Origin of the sequence: Brucella pseudogrignonensis, from assembly GCF_032190615.1 — a bacterium.
GTDB lineage: Bacteria > Pseudomonadota > Alphaproteobacteria > Rhizobiales > Rhizobiaceae > Brucella > Brucella pseudogrignonensis_B.
The window spans coordinates 445,831-470,676 of sequence record NZ_JAVLAT010000002.1 but is presented as its reverse complement, the minus strand read 5'-3'; the positions used below and the strand labels follow the sequence as shown (position 1 = coordinate 470,676).

The window sequence follows — 24,846 nt, the reverse complement described above, 5'->3', positions numbered from 1 at the left end:
ACGCAAAATTCATATCGGAATTTCATAATTAGATATCAAATTACAAAATAATATTGCTTATTCTATTCAGAAGTATAATATTACTTAGTTAACATACCCAAAAATACGGATTTTGCACATTCACGGGGGCCGGATGTGGATAGTCACATTAAAAATGAAAATTGCGATAATAATTCCGATCTAAGCTTCATTGAAAAGCGGATGAGAAATGAATTATGGAAATCCATAATGTCTCCCTTATATGAAGTATTTCCAATTTCCGACAATAAGCAATCAAGTATATCTGGAGATATAGAATCTAGATTGTTTGGTTATTCTCTAATCGGAAAATCAAAATATGATGCACATCTATGTGTTAGAAGTAATACTCTCATAAAAAATACTGGTATAGATCACATTTTACTTCAAGTGGTTTTAGGTGGAGAATTTCGCGGAAATTCTGACGGAGTAAACATTACGGCGCGCATGGGCGACATCGTTTTAATGGACTATGCAAAACCGTTTGAAATACAAGTATCGGAAGGCGGAACCTATTCTTTCGCATTTGATCGCACGATCATTTCCAGAATCCTAAACCCTCAATTGCTGCATGGCTCGGTCATAAGAGCAGCGACCCCATTGGCTATTATGCTCACCAACATGATTTCGACCTCCTTGAATATCGCATCAAATAGCAGCGTCATCGAAACTCGTTCACTGGAAGTAGATGTCATAGAATTTATCGGCAAAAGACTTGCACAAGAAGGCAGTAGAATAAATCTGCCAACCGAAATACAAAGACAATCCATAATAGATTTTATTGATCAAAACATATCAAATACCGCATTGGGTCCAACGTTAATAACCGAGAGATTTAATATATCGAGAGCACATCTTTATAGAATTTTCGAGAGTTACGGCGGAATAAGTAAATTAATCTGGGACAGGCGATTAAGGGCCGCTTACGTCGATGTTTCAAAATTACCCGAAGGGCAAAAAGTGTCCATTAAATCAATTTCTTATAAGTACGGCTGCACAGATCCTGTACAATTCAGCAAAAGGTTCTCTAATCGATATTCATTTGGTATCAAAGATGCATTAGGGGTAGGTATCCGATTTACTGACTTAGATGGAAGCCTTATAAAAATCCAAAGACATTTCTCCAAGATTAAAGCCGACGAATAATCGTTACGCATCCTTTTAAGGTAAAGAAAAACTGAACTATAAGATATTAAGAATTTATCTTAAACTTTAAAAATTCAGGCATTTCGATTCTATTAAAAGGTCAGGCGCAGCGTTTCCAATGAACTCTCAATCTCAGACCATTTTTCTTTCGCGCATAGCAGTCATCAGCACTGCAATGATATTTGGCCTGACCTATAGTCTCAGTGCAGCTCTCATAGCGCTGGACCTAGACGAAATGGGGTTCAGCGAGGCCGTTATCGGAACAAATGCAGCTATGCACGCAGTGGGAGTGCTATGCATGGCATTTTTGCTGCCACGCTTCAGTGCTTTGCTCGGAATGCGTCTTCTTGTCATTCTGGCCCTAACAGCTGCGGCTCTTTTACTCGGTTTGTTTCCTGCCATCCCTCTTATCTGGCTGTGGTTTCCATTGAGGATATTATTAGGCGCAGCATCCGAAACGCTCTTCGTTGTCTCTGAAACCTGGTTAAACGCTCTTAGTACCGATGAAAACAGATCCAAAAGCATGGGCATATATACTGCCGCTCTATCACTTGGATTTGCACTTGGGCCACTTACCCTTTCGATCATAGGTTCGTCGGGATTTTTGGCCTATCTTGTGGGCTCTGTGCTCGCTGTCGTTGCTGCATTGCTAATCAGCAGCCCACAAATAGCCGCGCCACCAATAACTGATAAGCCTCATGGTAACCCGCTGCGTTATATTGTTTTGGCTCCAGTAGCACTGGCAGCGACCGTTTTGAATGCGGCCATTGAATCGTCTGGCTTGTCCTTCCTCCCGCTTTATGCCGTCAATCTCGGCTGGAATGAAAATCAAGCCACTCAGCTCATGTCCGTCATGATGTTCGGAGCCATCGTCCTCCAAATTCCCATTGGATTTTTGGGGGATCGAATGAACAGACAAACACTTCTGGTAATACTGGCCGCGCTTTCGGCAGGTGGAGCTGCGGTGTGGCCTTGGGCCCTCAGTCTGCCATGGCTAACGTATTCGCTGCTATTCTTGTGGGGCGGCGCTTTTGTCGGAATTTATACAATCATGCTCAGTGTAGTGGGAAGCCAGTTCAAAGGCGCTCAGCTTGTTGGCATCTATGCCAGCATGGGCTTAATGTGGGGTGTGGGCGCATTAATCGGTCCTCTCTTCGCTGGAATAGCTCAACAGTACCTAACGCATGGGTTGCCAATCTTCGTTACGATAGCCTGTCTAATTTTTCTGACGCTCGCTCTCTTACTGCGTCCCCGCATAGATCGAACGGCCTAATAATCTTAATTTTCCGATGCTTATAACCATAAACGGCCTTCCTTGCGGAGGCCGTTTTCATTCTGAGACAAGCTTTTCTTAACCACTTATTTACCACGTTTGTAGGAAACTGAACTTAGCAAATCATTGCGTCGATCCGTTCGTGAATTCGGCTTTCGACTGTTTCTATTTTTGGAAAAGTGAATTTCACATGGCAAACAACAATCAGGCATCCGGTTCTCGTTCTATAATCGAAGAACTCAACGCCCTGCGTGAGCGTCATGTTGCCCCAAAATCAAACGCAATGAATGAGTTACACAATACATTAGCTGAGTTGGAAAAGCGGCTTGGACAAAAGGGAAGTATTTCTTCTCACCCTCGTGCGGATGAAGCGCAAAAATCTGATGAACGCATTAAGGGACTCGCAGAAATTGCTGAGCATCTGCGTCGTCTTAACGAGCAGCAAAATGAACGCGCATCGGTACCGCGCTACGCCAATACCCATCAGCAGCCTGCCTCGCCTTCCAATGAATTAAACAGCCTGCGCAACATCGACAATCGTTTAGAAGAAATCAGTCGCGCTGTAATCGCGACTAATCGCTATCAGAATACCAGCGGTGACGAGGCGCTGCGACTGGAACGTATCGAGCGCCAATTGACGGAACTGACACAGCAGCTCGATAACTCAGTGGCTGACCAGAATGCAGACACGCTTTTCCGTCGTCTCGGCGAGCTTTCGCAGCGTATTGATGCCTTGAGCGAAGGGGCGCATTTGCCTGAACAAGCACTTGATCAACTAGCCCAGCAGATTAACCTCCTTGCGCACCAAGTCGCCAAGGTTATGGAAACCTTCAGCTATTCTGATTATCAGAGTGTCGATACCCATCTAGAAGCGATTGCTGAGAAACTTGTGGCTGCGGAAAAATTCGCGCAGGAGTCCAGCCCAGCTTTGTTGGAAAAAATGGACAGTCGCTTCAAAGAACTAACGAAGCGTCTGGATGCGCAATACGCCAGCCATTATGCCGAAGGCGGCTTGCTTCATACACTTGAAGGCCGCCTTGATGACATTTCCCAGCAGATTTCACTTGGTTTGCTACAAACACCGCAACCCGACGAAATTGCCATTGCCGAAAGCGATGCTATTCGTAGCTTGGAAGAGCAGATCGCAAATTTGGCGCGCCAGTTGGCAAAGCCATCAACAGAACTTGCAGAAATCAAGCCACGCCTCGACGCTATAGAACGCTCTGTTACAGAAAGTCGCGAAAACATCCTGGACGTGGCACGCGAAGCCGCAGAAACAGCAGTGGCCCATGTAATTAAACATGGAACGGCGCAAGATAACGCTATTGCACTGCAACTCTCCAACGACATAAAGTCGCTTGAAGCGCTCGCACGTAATTCCGACGAGCGAAATGGTAAGACATTCGAAGCAGTTCACAATACATTGGTTAAGGTCGTAGACCGGTTATCAAATCTCGAAAAGCACATTGATACAGCTCCGGAAGCCGCAACGGCTACCTCCAAAGCAAAACACGTAATTAACCCCTATTCAACAGCACCACAGACACTTCCGACCTTCCCTGAGCAAAATTCAGAAAAGTTCGCGCGTAAGGTCATCGAAACAACAAATACGGAAGAAAAACTTGCAAAACTGACGCCCAAAAACCGTAGCGAGCCTGAACTCGGTGCAGCTCTCGATTCAGTTCAGCCGGATAGAGACAGTATTCTTGATCTTAACACGATCATGAAGCGCGTACGTGAGGAACGTGGTCAGCAGGATGGTACACAGACTGAGGCAAGTGTTAAGGCTGATCTCATCAGTGTCGCGCGTCGGGCTGCGCAACATGCAAGTGAAGAATCTGCCAAGCTGGGTCAAAAACAGAAAGCGGATTCTGAAAAGAAGAAAAGCGCCATCACTGACCTGTTCAGCCGCCAGCGGAAGCCAATTCTTCTCGCAATCGGCGCGGTGATGTTGGCAATCGCAGGTTTGCAGGTTGGGGCTGCATTGATACAGTCCCATGTGCAGTCAGATATAATTGCGAATACAGTCGCACCTGCGATTGATAACGGCACAACAGCCTCCATCGCCCCAATTGAGGTCAAGCATAAAGCTGCCGCAACTCAGCAAATGCCGAAAGAGCTTCCTCATGAAACCACTGTTCAAAAACCTCAACAAGAAAGCAATCTGACGACACCCAAGTTGCAAGAGCCCGATGTTAGCGACACATCAGTCGCTTCTGAATCAGAACCTTCCACGATTGATCTGCCTGTCGATGTTGGAACTGCTGCTCTGCGCGAAGCGGCGATGTCTGGTGATGCACGTGCGCTTTTCGAAATAGGCAACCGCTATATGGAAGGCCGTGGCGTCAGCGAAAATCTGCCCGCAGCGGCCAGTTGGTTTGCAAAATCTGCCCAACTAGGATTCGCGCCAGCGCTGTATCGCCTTGGAAACATGAATGAGAAGGGACTCGGGATACCCAGGAATATCGGTCAAGCCATTGATTGGTATCAGCAATCAGCACAAAAGGGCAATGCGGGAGCGATGCACAATCTAGCCGTTCTTTATGCTTCCGGTGCAGGTGGCTCTCCCGACAATGCTGCCGCTGTTCGTTGGTTTACAGATGCAGCTGAACTAGGGGTAAAGGACAGCCAGTATAATCTCGGCATTCTGGCAGCACAGGGTCTCGGAATGCCGGTCAATCTGGAAGAAAGCTATAAGTGGTTTGCACTCGCTGCAAAAGCTGGTGACAAGGATGCTGCGGGCAAGCGCGACCAAATTGGTGCAGCGCTCAATGCACAACAGCTTCAGCGCGCAAAAGACACAGTGGAACTCTGGAAGGCAAAGCCGCTTAATCAGGAAGCCAATTCGCTCGATATGCCCGAAAGCTGGTTAGATACCAAACCAGTTGTGCAAACACCGGTCGATATGAAAAAGGCAGTCCGCAACATCCAGCTTATTCTCCAGAAGAATGGCTATGATGTTGGTACCGCCGATGGCGTCATGGGCAATAAAACCCGTAACGCGATCTCGGAAATCCAGAAAGCAAATGGGCAAGAGCCGACAGGTGAAGTCAACCAGCAACTGGTCCAGCTTCTACTTGAAAAGAATAAATAATCAGTCGATCAGGGCGCGATACTGTCCTGATCGGCAATGATCGATTTTGAATCGCAATAAAGTCTTGCACTTTCATTGTCTTTGACATCGTTCGTAAATTTTTCTGTCGACGAATAGACCCGCACTTCTGCGTCTCGAATAGCCCCACCGAGACGCTTATCTTCCGTTACAACAAAGGCATACACATATGCGCCGCGCGCGTAACCCAATGCCATGGTCATATCGGTTGGATGGTCAATATTCGTGTCTTTGGTCGAAAACCACGTCGAGTTAGTTTCAAAATAGAGTTCCGACGGCTTGGTTCCGGTTACATAATTATAATAGGCTTCTTTCTTATCAGGATGGGCCTTTGGATCCGCGATACGACAAAATTCAACACGCGCATCGCGATCAGGAATATTGCAGGCAAATTGCGTTTGCCACGGCGGAATGCAATTGGCCATTGCGGGCAGTGAAAGAAATGTTGTTAGCGCCAGAACCACATATTTCATAATAACTTATCGCCTCCTGGTCTAGCCGTGCTTCACAAATGAACGGATATATTAGAATATTGGCGATATAAAAAGCGAGATAATGATTTAACTCGGGTCATTACTCGTTGCCATAACTAACAGGTTGAATCCTCTCGATACGGAATAATATTAAAAGAATAACAAGGGGAAGATTCATGCTGCTTTATGTAAATAATGAAATGGAAAATGGCATTATTGCAAAACTGCCCCTTGCTCTCGACAAGGACATTAAGGGATTTCAGGGCGACGCCATCGACTTTGAAATTTCATCCATAAAGGGGCAACTCATCCCTGTAGAGGATGTGCAACCCTATAAATCCATGTTCAGAATTAATTCTGGAAGCTCTGAATTAAAGAATATTTACATGGCGCTTTCGTTTAATCTCAACTTCGTCACTCCGGACGGCAAAAAAACGTCCTTGACGCGATCCGGTCCTACCGATGAATGGGTTATAACCAACGGGGATTATTACTGCGATACAGCAACATCTTTTGGCTTCACATCAGGCAGCAAATTTGCAGGAAATTACAGTGCAAGCCTCACCAACGCGTTTCTTTACATCATTAAAACTGGCAACCTGATTGACAGCAGAATGTCTGACCCGATTGCGATCAAAGCGCAGTTCTACCCGTCATCAGTACACGCGGTATTGACGCCCAAAAATGACATTCAGATCATAATTGGTAACCGCCAAAGCGGAGTTGAATAACACTATACAGGTGTTTTCGGTGGCTTTTCAGGGCAAATTGTTGTCCGCAAACAACAAAGTTCTATTTTCTTCGGTCATCCCACTTCTAAGTAACTCTATTTGCAATCGGCGTTTGACTTCACAACGACGAAAGAGCAAACCCATAGAGTGCGTTTTCTGTGATGATTTTCAGCTAACATGCACGCCAAATCAGATTGTTAGAACCGCGTTCTCATAAATTTCTACGAAACGGGTTTTAGCGGAATTAAAACAGACCTAGCGGCAAAGCGCGGCCGCATAGGGCTGCGTGTGGTGCGTTTTAAAACCGGGTTCGGAATTGGGTATTTACCTTCCCATTGCGGAATTGTCGGTCAACATGCTGGTTCTGCTTGGCATGGGTGCTGCCGTTGGTTTTCTTTCCGGGTTGTTCGGCGTGGGCGGTGGATTTCTTATCACGCCACTGCTGATTTTTTATAACATCCCGCCCGCTATTGCCGTTGCAACAGGTGCTAATCAGGTTATTGCCTCGTCTGTTTCAGGCGCGCTTGCGCATTTCAAACGGCGAACACTCGACATTAAACTCGGGCTGTTTTTGGTTGCAGGTGGTATACTCGGATCGCTACTCGGTATCTATGTGTTCTCGTGGCTGCGCGATCTGGGACAACTCGATCTTATCGTTTCTATCCTTTACGTCTTTTTTCTGGGCACAGTCGGCGGATTGATGCTGGTTGAAAGTGTACGCGCGCTACGCCGTGTGAAAAAAGGGCAGGCAGGCGCAATCCGCCGCTCGGGCCAGCATACCTGGATACATAAACTGCCCTTCAAGATGCGGTTCCGTGCTTCAACCATCTATGTCAGCATCATTCCTGTGCTTGCCATCGGCTTCTTCATCGGGCTGCTGTCATCGGTGATGGGTGTCGGTGGTGGCTTCATCATGGTGCCAGCTCTAATCTATCTGCTCCATGTACCAACGAATGTGGTTGTTGGCACCTCGCTATTTCAGATCACTTTTGTGACTGCTTTCACTACCGTGATGCAGGCAACGACTAATCAGTCCATTGATATTGTGCTGGCATTTCTCCTGATGCTGGGCGGTGTGATAGGCGCACAATACGGCGCTCGCGCCGGACAAAAGCTGCGCGGCGAACAGTTGCGCCTGCTACTGGCGCTACTCGTCCTCGCCGTTGGTCTGCGCCTGGCATTTGGGCTGTTTGTACGCCCTGATAATCTGTTCTCGATCTCGATAGCGGATATGTGACATGTGGAAATTTGCACTCATATCTGCGCTTTTATCCGCCTTTGCTACAATGCCAACATCCGCGCAAATCAATTCAAGCGGCGATGGCAATGGCGTTCCAAAGCTGCAAAACCCGTCGGAAGAAACCATCGAAATCGGCCTTTCAACCGAAACGATTGCCATCACATCCAATTTCGGTGGCACAGATCTCACAATTTTCGGAGCTCTCGACAATGCCGATCCCGTGATCCAGCGTCAGGGGCGTTACGACATCATTGTCGTGTTGCAAGGCCCTTCACGCGATCTTGTCGTACGCAAGAAGCAACGTTATCTCGGCGTTTGGATTAACGCGGATTCTGAAACTTTTCTTGGAGTTCCGCTATCCTATTCGCTGGCTTCAACGCGTAATTTGCAAGACATTGCTGATGAAAAGCTATACCGCCAGCTCTCAGTCGGCGTACGTAACTTTTACCTCAGACCCGAGGACCCAGCCAGCATGTCAGGCAATATCCTGAAATTCGGCAACGAGTTGCGTGAGATAAAAATGCGACAAGGGCTCTACAGCCAGCGCATTGGCGGTGTTGAATTTCTCTCGCGCACTCTCTTTCGCGCAACGCTTAACCTTTCAACCAATGTGCCTGTTGGACGTCATCGCGCGCGGGCACTGCTATTTCGTAACGGCGTTTTTCTACGCGAAGCCAATGCAAGCTTGGAAATCGTAAAAGCCGGCGTCGAGCAAAGCATTTATGATGCAGCACACAAATACAGCTTCTATTACGGCTTGTTTGCTGTTTTTCTCGCCGTCTTCACTGGGTGGGCGGGCCGCATACTGTTTAAACGGGATTAACCGTCGACCAGCGCATTATGCGCAATCGGGTAAACCTTGCCCTGCCCCAGCATATAGACACGTAGTGTTGTATGCGCAAACAGACCGCGAAATGCGCGATCCAGAACATTAAGCGCGCCTGTATAAGCACCAAAGGCTGGCATGATCAGCCGCTCACCATCGCTCGCAAAACATGGACGTCGCACCGAGCGTCCCCGCCGAACAATCCGCGCTGCCGGATGAAGATGACCTGCCACCTCTCCTTGCGCCTTTGTTCGCGATGGCTCGTGCCGGAATATAAGCGGTCCGATTGCAAGCTCCTCAACACAATCGCCCGGCAGATCAGCTGGACGCTCAGGATCATGATTACCCGTAATCCAGAACCAGTCACGGCGTTGCATCATTGATTTAAGACGGATCGCGTAAAGCGATGGCAGGCGTTCGCTGGCCTTGGCATCATGAAAACTGTCACCAAGACTGATGACCGTGCGCGGCTGATAACGCGCAATCACAGTGGCCAGCATATCGAGCGTCGCAGCGGTATCATAAGGCGGAATGAGCTGGCCACGTCGGGCAAACGACGAGCCTTTTTCGAGATGCAGGTCAGACACAACCAGCATATGAAGGTCTGGCAGATACAACGCGCCGCAGGGATCATAAATGGTCGCGACCCCGCGCACCTCACCATGCGCCAGACTATACGCCTCCCCAGTTCTCCAAACCGCGGTCATTCTATCGCTTCTCTGATCAATTCATCGGCTGCCTCTTCAAGCAGCATGTCATCGCCCTCACCTGCCACGCGTTCGCGCCCAATTTCAAGCATCACCGGCAGCGCCAGCGGCGAAATACGATCAAGCGGCTTATGCAAGAGGTGCCCCTTCACGCGCGCTAACATATCACCCAAACGCTTGATATCTAATAGACCGGTCGCAGCATCGGCACGCGTTGCCTGCAACAAAATATGATCTGGCTCATGTGTGCGCAGCACGTCATAAATCAGGTCCGTTGAAACCGTCACCTGACGTCCTGTTTTCTCGAGCCCCGGATGCCGTCGCTCGATAAGCCCGGAAATCACGGCACAATTGCGGAAGGTTCGCTTCAGAAGATAACTTTCATCAAGCCATGCTTCGAGGTCATCGCCCAGCATGTCCTCATCGAACAGGCGCGTGAGATTGAGTTTGCCCGCGCCAATCATTGCCCCCATATCTTTAAGACCCCAAAGCCCCAGTGAATAATCGGTCGCGACAAAGCCCAGCGGATGTGCGCCCATCCGCTCCAGACGACGTGTCAGCAGCATACCAAGCGTCTGATGCGCAAGCCTGCCCTCGAACGGATAGGCGACCATGTAAAAGCGTCCGCCTTTGGGAAAAGTCTCGACCAGCAATTCATCAGTGCGCGGCAGAACAGACTTGAACGCCTGCACTTCCAGCCATTCCCGCACCTGCTCGGGCAGAAACTGCCAGCGCGAACGGTCTGCCAGCATTGCACGCACCTGTGAGGCGAGATAGGTCGAAAGCGGAAATTTTCCGCCCGCATAGACCGGGATTTTAGCATCCTGTCCCGCAGCGTTAGAAGCCATGCATTCATTTTCACGAATGCCTTCAAACCGCAGCACCTTGCCTGCAAAAAGAAACGTATCACCCGGTGTCAGTGTTTCGAGGAAATATTCCTCAATCCGACCCAGAACACGTCCACCTCTCGCATTGGCTCCCTTGCCGCCGCGCGTAAGCCTGACATTCAGCTCCGGCGCTTCAACAATCGTCCCAATGTTAAGACGATATTGCTGCGCAATGCGCGGGTTTGAAACCCGCCATGTGCCATCGGCGGTCTTGCGGATTTTGGCAAAACGCTCATAGGTTTTAAGCGCATAGCCGCCAGTTGCTACAAAATCGAGAATTTGATCAAAGGTTTTGCGGGTCAGCGTTGAATAGGGCGCAGCGCTTTGCACTTCTCGATAAAGCTGATCGGCATTGAAAGGCTCAGCACAGGCCATGCCCAGCACATGCTGCGCCAGCACATCCAGTGCACCATCAATCAATGGCGGCGTATCCTGTGCTCCAATATAATTCGCATCGAGCGCTGCGCGGCATTCCATCACCTCAAAACGATTGGCAGGTACAAGAATGGCGCGGCTCGGCTCATCCATCCGGTGATTGGCGCGACCGATCCGCTGCGCAAGACGGCTGGCACCCTTTGGCGCGCCAACATGAATGACCAAATCGACATCGCCCCAGTCGATGCCAAGATCAAGCGTCGAGGTGGCAACCACAGCACGCAATGTGTTGGCTGCCATCGCCTGTTCGACCTTACGGCGCTGACTTGCATCGAGTGAGCCATGATGCAGTGCTATTGGCAACGTATCCTCGTTGACGCGCCAAAGTTCCTGAAACAGCATCTCGGCCTGGCTGCGCGTGTTGACGAACAGAAGTGTCGTGCGGTGCCTGCGCACCGCTTCATAAATATCCGGGATGGCATAGCGCGAGGAATGCCCTGCCCATGGCACGCGCTCTTCGGAATCAAGAATGGTAATTTCAGGCTTTGCCCCGCCATCAACCGTCACGAGACCAGATTTCGGCGCGGTTCGATCCTGTTCGACCAGCCAGCGACGCAACTCATCAGGCTGCGCCACAGTTGCCGACAGGCCAATTGTTTGCAGTTGTGGTTGCAAACGGCGCAAACGCGCAAGCCCCAGCGCCAGCAAATGGCCACGTTTGGAAATGACGAGAGAATGCAGTTCATCCAGCACCACATAACGTAAGCCTTTGAAAAACTGCTCTGCCCCTTTGGAAGCGATGAGCAGCGCAAGCTGTTCCGGCGTGGTGAGCAGAATATCAGGTGGTGCCAGTTTTTGCCGCTGACGCTTATGTGCGGGCGTATCGCCAGTGCGGGTCTCAATCGTAATATCGAGGCCCATTTCCTCGACCGGTATGGTCAGATTGCGATGAATATCAACCGCAAGTGCCTTGAGCGGCGATATGTAAAGCGTATGTACACCTTGTTGTTTCGCCATACCCGGCTTTTTTCTGTTCCGTTGCTCCAGATCGACCAGCGCAGGCAGAAAACCGGCCAGAGTTTTGCCAGCACCCGTGGGCGCGATCAACAGCGTCGATTGCCCTTGTTCAGCGCGTGAAAGCAGTTCCAACTGATGCGCGCGCGGCGACCAACCCTTCTGTGCAAACCATTTTACAAAACGGTCTGGCAGATCAAAAGCATCCGTGGGAGTGGTCGAGGTCAGGTTCAGCGTCACCTCACCAATCTAGTGCTCTCAACTCTTCCCGCCAAGATGTTTGTTCACTTTTGTTCTCATTTTATCGGGAGTATTTTCATCGCCTCTTTCCAGTGCGAAGGTGATGACCTATCTAACCATTTATGCGCTTCAACGAGCTTCTGCATTCCACACCTCAAGGTCTTTACTGCCCACCCGGAGATTTTTATATCGATCCGGTACGGCCAGTGGAACGCGCGCTGATTACACATGGTCACTCCGATCATGCGCGCGCTGGTCATGGCCATGTGCTCGCGACCCGGCAAACTCTCGACATTATGGCAATCCGCTATGGTGCGGATTTTGCGGGCAACTCGCAGCATGCCGATTTTGATAAATTGCTGAATATCAACGGCGTCACAGTCAGCTTTCATCCTGCTGGGCACGTACTAGGGTCTGCACAGATTAAGGTCGAGCAAAACGGCACGCGGATAGTCGCATCGGGAGACTATAAGCGCGCATCCGACCCAACCTGTGCACCTTTTAAACCCGTCGCTTGCGATGTGTTCATCACTGAAGCAACATTTGCTCTTCCGGTTTTTCGGCACCCGAAAGCGGCACATGAAATCGCGACATTGCTTAAATCTCTCAAGCAATTTCCTGAGCGGGCGCATCTTGTCGGGGCTTACTCCCTCGGCAAGGCACAGCGCGTTATAAAACTCATCCGCAATGCGGGTTATGACGAGCCGATCTATATTCACGGCAGCCTGCAAAAACTCTGTGATTATTATCAATCTCAGGGCGTCGATCTCGGCAAGCTGGAACCTGCAACGCTTGAACGCGGTGAAGCCTCGCCGGATTTTGCTGGAAAAATCGTCGTTGGTCCGCCCTCTGCGTTGGCCGACCGCTGGGCACGACGCTTTCCTGATCCTCTGCCCGCATTTGCATCGGGTTGGATGCGCATCCGGCAACGTGCAAAGCAGCGTGGCGTGGAATTGCCTCTGATCATTTCTGATCATTGCGACTGGGACGAGCTCACTGCCACCATTAGCGAGCTAAAACCTGCCGAGGTCTGGGTCACACATGGACGCGAAGAAGCGCTGGTTCGCTGGTGCGAGTTGCAGAACATTCCGGCGAGACCGTTGCATCTTATCGGCTATGAGGACGAGGGAGACTGATGCGCGCTTTCGCTGAACTTCTCGACCGCCTTGTCCTCACCCCGCAGCGCAATGGAAAATTGCGCCTGCTGGTCGATTATTTCCGCACCACGCCAGATCCAGACCGGGGGCTGGCGCTGGCTGCCATCACGCGCGATCTCGAATTGCAAAGCGTCAAACCCGCAATGCTGCGCGCGCTTATGACTGATCGCAGCGATCCAACGCTTTTTGCCTATTCCTATGACTATGTCGGCGATCTCGCCGAAACGATCTCGCTGATCTGGCCCGGTCCTAATGAAACGCCAGCGGGTGCCAATCTGCCGCTCAGCGTGGTTGTTCACGAATTACAGAATGCTTCGCGCCGGGAAGGCCCGCTACTCGTTGCGAGTTGGCTTGATGTGCTCGGCATTTCCGAACGCTATGCCCTTCTGAAACTTGTGACGGGTGGCTTACGTATCGGTGTTTCAGCACGCCTTGCGAAGCAGGCGCTAGCGAACTTCGGTGACGTAGACGTGGTTGAAATCGAAGAGCTGTGGCACGGCCAGGTTCAGCCTTACACCGCGTTGTTCGACTGGCTCGAAGATAAGGCTCCAAAGCCTGCGGCAACTGCTGATGCACCATTCCGGCCCGTCATGCTGGCAACTGCACTGGATGAAGCCGATATCCCCGTGCTTGATCCATCCGCCTATAGTGCAGAATGGAAATGGGACGGTATTCGTGTGCAGGCCGTATCCGAAAACGGCGTGCGACGGCTTTATTCGCGCACCGGCGATGATATTTCCGGCACTTTTCCCGATGTGCTGGAGGCCATGGATTTCGAAGGCTCGATTGATGGCGAATTGCTGGTGGGGCATCACGGCGAAACGGGCATCGAAACCGCAACCTTTTCGGATTTGCAACAGCGCCTTAATCGCAAAACAGTGACAGCCAAACAGTTGCGCGAATATCCGGCCTTCGTCCGCGCCTATGATCTTTTGCAGGATGGCACGCAGAAATCCGGTGAGGATTTACGCACTCTGCCTTTTGCAGAGCGGCGTGTGCGGCTCGCCCGGTTTATTGAAAAGCTCGACAAGCGCCGCTTTGATCTGTCACCCGTGCTTGAATTCTCGGATTTCAGCGAACTCGCAAAATTGCGTCTCAATCCACCGCATCCGGTTATCGAAGGTCTTATGCTCAAACGGCACGATAGCACCTATGTGCCCGGACGTCCGAAGGGCCCATGGTTCAAATGGAAGCGCGATCCGTTTACCATCGATGCTGTGGTCGTCTATGCGCAGCGCGGACATGGCAAACGCTCCAGCTATTATTCTGATTTTACCTTCGCCGTGTGGACTGGCCCGGAAGATGCGGCTGTTCTTGTACCAGTCGGAAAGGCATATTTTGGTTTTACCGATGAAGAATTGAAGCTGCTCGACAAATTCGTTCGTGAAAACACCATTGAACGTTTCGGCCCAGTACGTTCTGTGCGCGCTGAGCCTGACCACGGCCTGGTGGTAGAGGTCGCCTTTGAAGGGCTTAACCGGTCGACCCGGCATAAGTCAGGCGTTGCTATGCGTTTTCCGCGCTTCTCGCGATTGCGCTGGGACAAGCCGCCCCGCGAAGCGGACCGGCTTGAAACGCTGGAAAAACTGTTGAGTTGATTATTCAGCGGTCGCAGCCGTAACACGGATTGCAAATATATCGACCGCTTTGCCGGACCCGCTGAGATCGGAATTGATCGTAATCTTACCCGCACGTCCCGCAGATTGGCCCGCCTGAAACTCCTGATCGAACAGGAAATCACTAACGGAATCGCGAACATCATAACGCCTGCGGCCACAATCACCGAGACCCGCAAAATCACAGTTAACGGACATTTGCGTTGTTTTACCATCATCGCTACGGGCAACGATATCGAAGGTAGCCTTCTTTCCAGCAAGCTGATTAAGCACGCCTTCACCGACATCAAAACTCACGGTATCATTCATGCCGTTTGACTGCACCCGCACAAAGCTGCTTGTGCCTTCGCGCATAATGTCAGCTTTAGCTCCACCCTGCACAGACATGCGCGTAACATCAGCAGGGGTGAAAATGTTGATCCAGTTACGGCCTTCAGGATCTTCACCTTCCTTGATCGGGGCCATATTGTTCTCGGTGAGCAGCGGGCTTGAACCATTTCCGCGCGTGAAATCGGCAAAGCTGTTATAAAGCGAAAACCCGATAAGCCCCAAGACAACAATGACCAGTACAGGAACACCGACGCTGACAAACGGCGAACGACGCTTCTTTTTGCGTTCCTTGCGCGAAACTCCAGCATCATAATTCGACGCAGTCTGAGATTTAAGCAAACTGGGCTTATTCTTTTTAGGATCGGTCCGAATATCTGCTGTATCGAGAGCTGGACCAGCTTCAAAGCTGCTATCCCCCAATACCGGATCTGCGGATTCAGGAGAGCCAAGCGAGGGGCCGCGCGGGTCCGGCGCTGCCTGTGAAGACTTGAATTCACTTTCTATACCCGAGATCGCATCTTTGATTTTCTCGCGCCGTTGCCTTTTTTGCTCTTCGCTGAGTGCTGTGTTAGCCACAAGCGCACGCTCATGCGCGCCCCATGCAGCCTCATAGATACGCTGCCGCGTGGCCGGACTATGCGCATCCGACTTTGCGAATGCATTTCTTATAGCGCGCTCGATACTTTCCAAAGGGCAGTTCTTCCTCGGTTTCCAAAATCTCTTCTGCATGATTCCAAGCCGTCATAGTCTGACCGAGTCCTTAGAAAGAAGCAGATTAAATGAGCCTCAGCGAAATTAACGTCTGAATCAAGGCATTTAACTGTTCTGCAGCCATTTTGGCTACCCGCGACAGCTGATAAAGATACCAAATATTAGTTCATACCTCTTTTTCCCCCCCAGCCTTTACCAAAAGATGCTGCCGCTTCCCGGCAAACCAACTTACTCGTCTGCGCACAGGTTCTGCATATTTTCATATTGCGGGAAACCTCAGCCGTGTTAAAACTATTACGTTTACGCAAACGTCAATTTTGGAGGAAGAAATGGCATTGCCGGATATTTTGAAGAACAAACTGCGCATACCCGTTGTTGGAGCGCCACTGTTTATCATCTCCAATCCGGCCTTGGTCCTGGCGCAATGCAAAGCAGGAATTGTCGGCTCATTTCCTGCTTTGAACGCGCGCCCGGAAGCGCAGCTCGACGAATGGCTTTCCGAAATTACAGAAAGTCTGGCCGCATATAATGCCGCCAATCCTGAGCGCCCTGCGGCTCCTTTTGCCGTTAATCAGATTGTTCATCGTTCAAACAAGCGGCTCGAGCACGACCTTAGTCTTTGTGTGAAATACAAAGTTCCGATTGTAATTTCGTCGCTCGGCGCGGTTCCTGAAGTCAATGCTGCGATCCATTCTTATGGCGGCATCGTACTCCATGACGTTATCAATAACCGCCACGCCAGCTCAGCCATCCGCAAAGGTGCCGACGGCCTTATTGCAGTTGCAGCAGGCGCTGGTGGCCACGCGGGTTTGCTTTCGCCCTTCGCACTGATTCAAGAAATCCGCGAATGGTTTGATGGTCCACTGCTACTTTCCGGTGCGATCGCCAATGGCGGCGCCATTCTCGCAGCACAAGCCATGGGCGCGGACCTCGCCTATATCGGCTCTCCTTTTATCGCCACGACCGAAGCCCGCGCTTCAGATGCCTACAAACAAATGATCGTGGAATCGAACTCGTCCGACATCGTTTATTCGAACTACTTCACTGGCATTGCCGGCAATTACCTCAAGCCATCAATCACAAACTCTGGCCTCGATCCGGAAAATCTGCCGCAAGCTGACGCCACAAAAATGGACTTCGACAAAGCACAACAGGAAGGCGCAAAAGCCTGGAAGGACATCTGGGGTTGCGGACAAGGAATTGGCGCCGTGAAGGAAGTAACGACCACGTCACAACTGGTTGAGCGCCTCTCATCAGAATATACCGCAGCGTGCAACCGCATCTGTGACAGCGCATAAGTCGCACTCGCGTATCAATAGCTCCATCTTTTAAGAAGGTCTGAGACAAACATAAAGAACGTGCGTTTTGGACCTTGCTTTCCTTCCCGCTTTTAGGTATCAGCGCAGCGTTCGGTCACAATTGACTGATAGCCCTTCGGGGCACAGGAACCTTTGTTCCGGGCCGCTTTAGCTCAGTTGGTAGAGCACATCATTCGTAATGATGGGGTCAGCAGTTCGAGTCTGCTAAGCGGCACCATAAAATCAATGGCTTAGCTAATTTTCGTTTTCACCATATTGATGCTAGCAATCAAATAGCAATCACCTTCGTTACTCGTAATTTGCACTGCAAAACTGCCTTTTGATGCAGCATAAAATCCCTGTGGAAAAACGTTCGGGAAGATGCAGACACCGCCTGAGCCGCACGCCGTTTCAATTAATCCTTCTCAATTTCTGTATTGTCGAACTCGACTATTCTTGTTGTTATGTTAACAACAACTTCCATCGCGTTTCATAATCGGACAGTCGTCTTGCCGAACACGAGATGATTGAGCGGGACCGCCGCAAGGTCGAACGCCGCATCAAGGCAGCACGCTTCCCAACGGTCAAAAGTCTCGACAGCTTTGACTTCTCAGCCATCCCGAAGCTCAACATGATGCAGGTACTGGAACTGGCACGCTACGAATGGATCGAACGGCGCGAGAACGTCATCGCGCTTGGACCCAGTGGCACGGGCAAAACCCATGTGGCGCTTGGCCTTGGTCTGGCCGCATGCCAAAACGGCCTGTCGGTCGGATTCACCACCGCCGCTGCTCTGGTCAGCGAGATGATGGAAGCGCGTGATGAACGCCGACTGCTACGGTTCCAGAAGCAGATGGCAGCCTATGGGTTGCTGATCATTGACGAACTGGGCTTCGTGCCATTGTCAAAGACTGGAGCGGAGTTGCTGTTCGAGCTGATCTCGCAACGCTATGAACGCGGCGCAACGCTCATCACCAGCAATCTGCCATTTGACGAATAGACGGAAACACTCGGATCCGATCGGTTGACGGGTGCACTACTGGATCGTATCACCCACCACGTCAACATTCTTGAAATGAATGGCGATAGCTATCGCCTCGCTCAAAGCCGAGCCAAAAAGTCGCGCTAAAACACACGCAAAACTACCGACGCCGCAATCGGAAAACCTTGTCGGCTACGCCCTTCCGACGTTCCCCGATTGCGGCGTAAACTGGCCCAGTTTTACACCGCCATTTGGCATGTTTTTATTCCGCCGTTGACATTTCTTAAAGAAACGCCGTGCAGCCCCGAGGCTTCGGCGTTCAGACAGCATGAAATCAAGGGTTTGTCCGGCACGATAGACATAAGTCCATCTACTTTTGACTTTTATATATGCCTCGTCTACCCCCCAGGAGCCGAGTGTTGGGCGCTTACGCTTTTGTGCCCGATCCGAAATCTGTGGAGAATATCGAACGACCCAACGGTTCAATGTTGCATGATCACATCTACGCCTCGATCAGCCATAATTTCCTGAAGCTCGCGATACGAAACCGAATAGCGGACGTAAAAGAAAACAGCATAAAGGATGGCGCTTTTGGGAAAATGAGCCCCTTTGAAATCGATCGCCATCCCGTTTACCTCATCCATTTATGCACACCGAGGAGATAATAGCGCAGCGGAAGTGAAAAATTTGCGACAAAACCGAGTGGAGGAAAGGTGAAACTTTGTGTTTCTCTCAATCAGAAAGCATGTCCCGGTTCCGTAGTTAAAATCATTACAGCCATGGCATTATAAATACATGGCAGACGTAGATGACGTTAACAACAATCATGCAAAAAACGGCTAAAGATCCCAAATCTTTAGCATGGCGTGCAGCGGTCGAATAAGTAGGCGACACAACGTCAACGATTTCCTCAATAGCCGTATTCAATGCCTGCAGCGCAATCAAAATCAGGAACAATAGGAAAAAAACGATATGCTTTTGAATACTCACGCCTGCCAGGAAGAACCCTATAGAAACTAACATGAAGCCAGCCAATTCATGTTTTGCCGCCTCTTCTTTTAAGAGACGGCGGGCGACGCCGAGAGAGTAGGTGGTGGAAGCAAAGAGATGAGCAACACCTTTTTTCTTAGATGGAATAAACTGTTTCATTACGACTTATTACTCCGGCATGATGAGAGGGTATCCAGATCATGCAGATAAACTTCCGTTTCCACATGCATTAACCCCAGAACGGTATGAAACAGGTTGTCATGACTTTGAGACTTTTTCGTTTCAAGGCGGATACACGCATCCTGGCGGCTAGGTATCCTTTTATCGCCCAGCCAGAGGAGATACGGTACATATGTTTGTTGTGAAGGGGCCATAAAGTAAGGGGCGCCATGAAGATAGATGCCAAACTCTCCAAGTGACTCACCGTGATCCGACATATAAACCAACGACGTCTCAAGTGCCTCTTGGTGATGACGAAGCTTCTGTATCAAAGATGCGAGAATATGGTCTGTATATGCAATTGTGTTATCGTAAGAATTGACAATTTCTTGCTTTGTACACTTCGAAAAATCTGAGGTCCGGCAGTCAGGTGTGAAGCGGCGATACTCCTCTGGATATCGCAAATAATACGCAGGCCCATGGCTACCTAATTGATGTAAAACCAGTACGGTATCCTGCTTAACATTATTAAGGTACTCATCTATTTTCTCCAAGAAAATGCCATCCTGGCACTCTCCATTTTTGCAGTACCCCGGATATTCAGAATGTGACATTGACTGACTTCCGGTTCGGTTCGCAACACCCTTATGTCCGGTGTTATTTTCCCACCAATCCACTTGAATGCCTGCGTGAACCAAGACGTCAAGGAGGTTCTCCGTCTCAAGTCCTTTTTGATGGGAATAATCAGAATGGGTGTATGAAGAAAACATGCATGGAAGGGAAACTGCAGTGATCGTCCCACAACTCGATGTTTTTGAGAAATAAAAGATGTTTTCTCTCTCTAATGCTGCATTTGTGTTTCTGCTGTAACCGTTTAAAGAAAACGACTCTGCTCGCGCTGTTTCGCCTGCCACAACGACGACAAGCCGGGGTTTGCGTGATTCAGTAAGATTTCGTGTGACCCTGGCATCCATTCCGATCGGTTGCACGACAGTATTTTTGCTCTTACTGGCCCTTAAGGCAAGCTTAACAGCATTTCCAACTGGCATTACAGGATTAAGCTTGGCGATCCAGTCACGATGCTCACGGCCCAAAGATGTGAATGTGCCAGCCTGGCTTAAAAATACCGCAACTGCCGTCAACAAAGCCCCCAAAATATAGACAGAGTTTTGCCTGATCTTGGCCGCTATTGGTCGATGCTTAATTTTGACTGAAGCCACGAGAAGAGCGGGCAGGAAGCCAAAAAGCGCGAGATGAACAACAAAACCAAAGCTTATTAGATGTCCAGCTTCGGCCGGAGTAGTATCAGCAATACTCTGCAGCATTTCGACATCGATAATTGTACCAAACCTGTCGACGAACCAAGACGCTGACGCCGAAGTTACAATCAGAAAAATAAATATCGGCTTAGTAATGTACTTCGCGGAAAACGCGACACATAGCGCGAATATCAGACAGAATAAGAATGTGAATAGAGCTAAAATGTTGTATGTAGATAGCAATTCGGAAGAGCGAATCCAGAATGCATTATTGTTAAAGACAATAAGATATAAAGTGACGAGAAAACCTAGTGTGATACTGTTAACACTTATTCGCCAATTTGTTTTTGGTCGTGAGTTCATAATGCGCTTTTTCTACGTTAATCAGCTTCTAAAACTCGAAAGGCGCTTATCTGGCGGGGATGCTGGCGAGCGCTCAGCGCCCTTCAACACCATGTTCAGCAAGATAAAGTTGAGAAATTATCGAGAAATCATGGAGCGCCTGTTTATATACAGAGCGTGCGTTATGAGACTTAACGAACGTTCACATATCTTCGTTTGACGCCAATTCATTCGTTAGGAAAAACGAGACAGAACATCAGAACAGGATGAAGGGGAATAATCATTCACCTAGTCGCGAAGGCCGATGTTTCAGCCGAGCTTATTTTCAATAATGCTAACCGCTTATTGCCGATAAATATGGAGCGGCAGCATTATGCCGCCGCTCCTGTCGCAAGTCTAAGGACTGGAGGTCAACTTTTCCTTCACGACAATTTCAAATCAGAACGAACGCTGAAAACGCACCATGCCTTGCCAGGCTGATTTTCCTTTGAGGTCCGAAAGTTTGTCGTTCCATTTGGTGTAAGACACTTCAGGTGTAACGGTGAAACCAGGCACCATTTCATAAGCAATGTTTGCTGTCGCTGCGAGTGTCTTCGCATCTTCATAGGCCAGTTGCACATTAAAGCTAGCCTTGTCCGTAGCCTTGAACTTAGCGCCGCCCCAAACTGCCCAGTCTCCACCCCAGGTGCCGTAGAAGCTGTCACGCAGACGAATTCCGCGATAGAATGAACCATCAGAATTAAGCTCAGTAGCAAGATACCGGTCTTTATTTGACTTATAGCCACCCATCACCCACAGTGACAGCTGATCAGTGACGTTCACATCAAGACGAACTTTTCCTGCCCATTTCTCATTTTTTGAATCATACGCCGCTACAGTCGACAATGCACCCCAACCTTGTTCATAACGAAGGCCTGCAACAACGTGCGGCGTGTAATTGTCGATACGTCCATCAATAGTATAGGCGCGACCATTTAAGGTATATTTGCCGGCATCTATGTCACCATTGCCACCCTGCTCCAGAGCGATAATAGCTGAGAAGCCATTGCCACCCGTGAATGTGTAGCTGATCGCGTTCGTGCGATATCCGCCAAACATGATAACATCGTCGTTGATCACACTTCCAGCATAGCCGGTGAAAGTTGTAAACGCCGATTCATCCAGTCCAATACGCAGACCGCCAAGCTGAATATAGCCGAAACGCAGAGAACCTGACGATTTAGAATCTGCACCATTTTCATACTGAAAACGAGTTTCGGCATATGTACGCAAAGTGCCAAGTTCAGTTTCTGAGGTGGTCGAGAAACGCAAGGTGAAGCGGCTCAAAAAGTTGTAAGTGTCGCGGCTGTTGTTCGTAAAGCCTGGAACATTGTGGCGTGTCCGTCCATATACATTATCGCCGCCCTTCAGGTCAGCGCGAACATAGCCGTGAGTACGCAGGCAAGTTTCCGTACCAGGAATATAGAAGTAACCAGCACCATATGCATCGCATACACGAACGTACTGGACCGATTCTGGCTCTGGTGAAACAATATAATCAGCAGCGTTTGCGGATGTAATGGTTACAAGTGATGCCATCGATGAGAAAAGAATAAGTTTAGCGTTCAATTTGCTTCTCCTTTGTTTTGAGGCAGATCCTTGTAGTAAGATTCGCTAAATATTTTCAACTTTCTAATCATCTATAATATTTATACAATATTCTGTGTGTTAATATTGCATCACTAACATTCAGGCAATACTTTGTATTTACATTCAATAGAATGTATTTATATAATTTTGCAATTTATATTTAGAGATTCTACGAAAAGTATATTACTCTTTTCGAATACACTTTAAAAATATAATCGTCTCTTCGTCTCTTTCTTTACAAAGCTCAAATGGCATTATCAGAGCTAACAACCCTTGATCGAGATTACGTGGACAAAGATTGGAGATTAGTTGAATGCTAGGAATTTTATCTTCCGCAGAATGTGAACGTGCAAGCTCACTTATTTGGCGGCGTTTCGACCTATTTAGCCTTGTTGGATCGTGTTCGATCAACGCCTTAAAATCTGTCAATCTGGCGAGAGAGTTCTCAACTCAATGACAGAAAACACGACATTAAATTTGCGCTGGCTTGATTGCGCCGCAAATTAATGTCGTCAGTACCCAATGCAACAGAATACGGATTTTAATTATGAATTGTGCAGCAATTCTGCATAGGCTCCGTTAAGCGCCAAAAGTTCATCATGGCTGCCCTGTTCCACTATTCGCCCTGCATTCATAACCACAATTATGTCAGCGTGACGAATGGTAGACAAACGATGGGCAATTGTAATTGTGGTACGCCCTTTCGACATGCGTGCCAAAGCCTCTGACATTGCACGTTCCGTGCGGGTATCAAGTGCACTTGTGGCCTCATCCAACAAAAGCACCGGAGGATTTCGGAGAATAGTTCTGGCTAAAACCAAGCGTTGCTTTTCACCACCCGAAAAGCGATAGCCATCTTCCCCTACGATTGTGTCGTAACCGTCGGGTAAACCGATGATATGGTCATGGATCTGGGCGGTCTTAGCCGCAGCATAAAGTTCCTTATCGGTTGCTTCAGGTTTCGCGAAACGCAGGTTTTCTGCGACTGTAGCGTGCAGAAGATAGGGCTTTTGAGAAACAACCCCCAGCATTTCTGATAGAGACTGGAAGCTGAGGTCACGCAAATCAACGCCGTCAAATCGGATGGCGCCGCTATCGACGTCATAAAGCCGCGCCAAAAGGTAGCCAAGCGTCGTCTTTCCGGAACCGGTTTGTCCCACAATCGCGACATTGCTGCCCGCTTTAATGGTAAAACTGACGTCGTGCAAAGCAGAACGGCCCTCCTCGCCATAATTAAAGCTGACATGGTCCAGTTCCACCTCTCCCTTCATCGCAGACCGAGGAATAGTTTTCGCATTTGCTCGTTCGGTGATTTCCACTGGCTTGTCTAAATACTCAAATATTCGCGCGAATAATGCCCGTGTCTTGCGCGCATCACGGCCGATTTCGAGTAATTGTTCAAATGGCCAAAGCAATTGCTCTTGAAGAGCGATCATAGCCACAAGTGTCCCTATGGTTGCCGGGTTCTGTGTTTGCATCAACACGCCGCCTGCAAGCAAAGTAAATGCCGGTAAAACAGCAAGAGCGAAGCCGATCAGGGACCACTGCCATTCACCAGCTGTGCGCGATCTCACCTCAAGTTGCGCGAGATCACCTGAGATGCGGTTAAATCGCTGATTTAAGTGCGCGGCACGGCCCATTGTGCGAGCGAGTATGATACCGGAGGCAGAAAGTGTTTCTTGCACGGCAACCGACAAATCGGCAGCGCGGCCCTGTTGCTGAAAGGTGAGAGCCTCGCGTGCCCGGGCAACACGGCCGCTGATAATAAGTGTTCCTGGCACGATAAACAGTACGAGGAGCGCCAATCGCCAGTCGAGAATAATAATGGCGATAGACGTCATAATGACAGAACTGAGCGAGCGCCCGAGCTCATTAGCCGTATCACTGACAAGCGATTGAAGGCCGTCGACGTCATTTGCAATTCTGGACTGCACCTCCCCTACACGGGTGCCCGTGAAAAACCGAAGTGAAAGATTCTGGAGATGGGCGTATAATCTCACCCTCAAGTCATGCAGTACAGCCTGTCCGATACGTGAACTTAGAACCACCTGCCATGCGCCGATTATGGCTGACACGAGCGCGACAAGGATCATACCTGCCACAAGCAAGCTCAACAGTTTAAGGTCATTTCGGGGCAATGCGTCATCGATAATCGCACGCAAAAGAAAAGGCCCTGCCAATCCGGTTGCCGATGCGATCAACATCAGCACAATAACAGTCGCGATCCTTTTCCGGTAAGGCCTGAAGAGTGCTAACACACGCCGCAATGAGACGTGCTGCGCGGCAAGACTATCATAATCGTCTGGGTTTTGAGGCGCTGGAGACATTGGT

At 49.5% G+C, this 24,846-nt stretch carries 17 protein-coding genes, 1 tRNA gene and 2 pseudogenes; 11 read left to right on the top strand and 9 right to left on the bottom strand.

Going from position 1 to position 24,846, the window contains the following annotated elements:
- Positions 1-135: 135 nt before the first annotated feature.
- From RI570_RS13535 to RI570_RS13525, 3 genes are all read left to right on the top strand, one after another.
- Positions 136-1,164, top strand: coding sequence for a hypothetical protein (locus tag RI570_RS13535; RefSeq protein WP_313829079.1), 1,029 nt, complete (start codon positions 136-138; stop codon positions 1,162-1,164).
- Between the two features lie 118 nt (positions 1,165-1,282).
- Positions 1,283-2,437: an MFS transporter gene (locus RI570_RS13530; protein WP_313829078.1), complete on the top strand. Its 1,155-nt coding sequence runs from the start codon at positions 1,283-1,285 to the stop codon at positions 2,435-2,437.
- Positions 2,438-2,627: 190 nt separating this feature from the next.
- Positions 2,628-5,531, top strand: coding sequence for a peptidoglycan-binding protein (locus RI570_RS13525; RefSeq protein ID WP_313829077.1), 2,904 nt, complete (start codon positions 2,628-2,630; stop codon positions 5,529-5,531).
- Positions 5,532-5,539: 8 nt separating this feature from the next.
- Here RI570_RS13525 and RI570_RS13520 read toward each other — a convergent pair whose 3' ends face one another.
- Entirely contained in the window at positions 5,540-6,022 is a 483-nt protein-coding gene (locus tag RI570_RS13520; RefSeq protein ID WP_313829076.1) for a hypothetical protein, read from the bottom strand.
- 176 nt (positions 6,023-6,198) lie between these two features.
- On the opposite strand from RI570_RS13520, the gene RI570_RS13515 reads away from it, so the two are divergent.
- From RI570_RS13515 to RI570_RS13505, 3 genes are all read left to right on the top strand, one after another.
- Positions 6,199-6,753 (top strand): hypothetical protein, encoded by a 555-nt coding sequence (locus tag RI570_RS13515; protein ID WP_313829075.1) that lies wholly within the window; start codon positions 6,199-6,201, stop codon positions 6,751-6,753.
- Positions 6,754-7,069: 316 nt separating this feature from the next.
- Positions 7,070-7,990, top strand: coding sequence for a sulfite exporter TauE/SafE family protein (locus RI570_RS13510; protein ID WP_313829074.1), 921 nt, complete (start codon positions 7,070-7,072; stop codon positions 7,988-7,990).
- Position 7,991: 1 nt separating this feature from the next.
- A complete protein-coding gene (locus RI570_RS13505; protein ID WP_313829073.1) occupies positions 7,992-8,816 on the top strand; it encodes a TIGR02186 family protein in 825 nt (274 codons plus the stop codon).
- Here the strand turns inward: RI570_RS13505 and pdeM are convergent.
- Both pdeM and RI570_RS13495 read right to left on the bottom strand, forming a co-directional pair.
- Positions 8,813-9,526 (bottom strand): ligase-associated DNA damage response endonuclease PdeM, encoded by a 714-nt coding sequence (gene pdeM, locus RI570_RS13500; protein WP_313829071.1) that lies wholly within the window; start codon positions 9,524-9,526, stop codon positions 8,813-8,815. The genes RI570_RS13505 and pdeM overlap by 4 nt on opposite strands.
- A complete protein-coding gene (locus RI570_RS13495; RefSeq protein WP_313829070.1) occupies positions 9,523-12,042 on the bottom strand; it encodes a ligase-associated DNA damage response DEXH box helicase in 2,520 nt (839 codons plus the stop codon). Before RI570_RS13495 ends, pdeM begins: the two co-directional genes overlap by 4 nt.
- Before the next feature lie 122 nt (positions 12,043-12,164).
- Between RI570_RS13495 and RI570_RS13490 the strand changes: the two genes are divergently transcribed.
- Entirely contained in the window at positions 12,165-13,178 is a 1,014-nt protein-coding gene (locus tag RI570_RS13490) for a ligase-associated DNA damage response exonuclease (RefSeq protein WP_313829069.1), read from the top strand.
- Entirely contained in the window at positions 13,178-14,797 is a 1,620-nt protein-coding gene (locus tag RI570_RS13485; protein ID WP_313829068.1) for a cisplatin damage response ATP-dependent DNA ligase, read from the top strand. The genes RI570_RS13490 and RI570_RS13485 overlap by 1 nt, the downstream gene beginning before the upstream one ends.
- On the opposite strand, the gene RI570_RS13480 is transcribed toward RI570_RS13485, so the two are convergent.
- Positions 14,798-15,835 (bottom strand): hypothetical protein, encoded by a 1,038-nt coding sequence (locus tag RI570_RS13480; protein ID WP_313829067.1) that lies wholly within the window; start codon positions 15,833-15,835, stop codon positions 14,798-14,800.
- A gap of 350 nt (positions 15,836-16,185) precedes the next feature.
- On the opposite strand from RI570_RS13480, the gene RI570_RS13475 reads away from it, so the two are divergent.
- The 3 genes and pseudogenes from RI570_RS13475 to istB form a co-directional block, all read left to right on the top strand.
- Complete coding sequence (locus RI570_RS13475; RefSeq protein WP_313829065.1) at positions 16,186-17,154, top strand: nitronate monooxygenase family protein; 969 nt, start codon at positions 16,186-16,188, stop codon at positions 17,152-17,154.
- 162 nt (positions 17,155-17,316) lie between these two features.
- Positions 17,317-17,392 (top strand) — tRNA-Thr (locus tag RI570_RS13470).
- Positions 17,393-17,656: 264 nt separating this feature from the next.
- Positions 17,657-18,283 (top strand): annotated as a pseudogene (istB, locus tag RI570_RS13465) (IS21-like element helper ATPase IstB); the annotation flags it as partial.
- Positions 18,284-18,415: 132 nt separating this feature from the next.
- Here the strand turns inward: istB and RI570_RS13460 are convergent.
- The 5 genes and pseudogenes from RI570_RS13460 to RI570_RS13440 form a co-directional block, all read right to left on the bottom strand.
- Positions 18,416-18,762, bottom strand: a pseudogene (locus RI570_RS13460) (IS6 family transposase); the annotation flags it as partial.
- Between the two features lie 145 nt (positions 18,763-18,907).
- Positions 18,908-19,285 (bottom strand): diacylglycerol kinase, encoded by a 378-nt coding sequence (locus RI570_RS13455; protein ID WP_313829064.1) that lies wholly within the window; start codon positions 19,283-19,285, stop codon positions 18,908-18,910.
- Positions 19,285-20,907, bottom strand: coding sequence for a phosphoethanolamine--lipid A transferase (locus RI570_RS13450; protein WP_313829062.1), 1,623 nt, complete (start codon positions 20,905-20,907; stop codon positions 19,285-19,287). Before RI570_RS13450 ends, RI570_RS13455 begins: the two co-directional genes overlap by 1 nt.
- A gap of 417 nt (positions 20,908-21,324) precedes the next feature.
- The gene (locus tag RI570_RS13445) at positions 21,325-22,494 is read right to left on the bottom strand and encodes a porin (RefSeq protein ID WP_313829061.1); all 1,170 of its coding nucleotides are present in this window, start codon (positions 22,492-22,494) and stop codon (positions 21,325-21,327) included.
- 566 nt (positions 22,495-23,060) lie between these two features.
- Positions 23,061-24,842 (bottom strand): ABC transporter ATP-binding protein, encoded by a 1,782-nt coding sequence (locus RI570_RS13440; RefSeq protein ID WP_313829060.1) that lies wholly within the window; start codon positions 24,840-24,842, stop codon positions 23,061-23,063.
- Positions 24,843-24,846 lie beyond the last annotated feature (4 nt).

Excerpts from the sequence above, each read along its gene's own strand:
- RI570_RS13515 (WP_313829075.1), top strand. The coding sequence starts at position 6,199 with ATGCTGCTTTATGTAAATAATGAAATGGAAAATGGCATTATTGCAAAA.
- RI570_RS13475 (WP_313829065.1), top strand. The coding sequence starts at position 16,186 with ATGGCATTGCCGGATATTTTGAAGAACAAACTGCGCATACCCGTTGTT.
- pdeM (WP_313829071.1), bottom strand. The coding sequence starts at position 9,526 with ATGACCGCGGTTTGGAGAACTGGGGAGGCGTATAGTCTGGCGCATGGT.
- RI570_RS13440 (WP_313829060.1), bottom strand. The coding sequence starts at position 24,842 with ATGTCTCCAGCGCCTCAAAACCCAGACGATTATGATAGTCTTGCCGCG.
- RI570_RS13450 (WP_313829062.1), bottom strand. The coding sequence starts at position 20,907 with ATGAACTCACGACCAAAAACAAATTGGCGAATAAGTGTTAACAGTATC.
- RI570_RS13485 (WP_313829068.1), top strand. The coding sequence starts at position 13,178 with ATGCGCGCTTTCGCTGAACTTCTCGACCGCCTTGTCCTCACCCCGCAG.
- RI570_RS13505 (WP_313829073.1), top strand. The coding sequence starts at position 7,992 with ATGTGGAAATTTGCACTCATATCTGCGCTTTTATCCGCCTTTGCTACA.
- RI570_RS13490 (WP_313829069.1), top strand. The coding sequence starts at position 12,165 with ATGCGCTTCAACGAGCTTCTGCATTCCACACCTCAAGGTCTTTACTGC.
- RI570_RS13455 (WP_313829064.1), bottom strand. The coding sequence starts at position 19,285 with ATGAAACAGTTTATTCCATCTAAGAAAAAAGGTGTTGCTCATCTCTTT.
- RI570_RS13525 (WP_313829077.1), top strand. The coding sequence starts at position 2,628 with ATGGCAAACAACAATCAGGCATCCGGTTCTCGTTCTATAATCGAAGAA.
- RI570_RS13520 (WP_313829076.1), bottom strand. The coding sequence starts at position 6,022 with ATGAAATATGTGGTTCTGGCGCTAACAACATTTCTTTCACTGCCCGCA.
- RI570_RS13530 (WP_313829078.1), top strand. The coding sequence starts at position 1,283 with ATGAACTCTCAATCTCAGACCATTTTTCTTTCGCGCATAGCAGTCATC.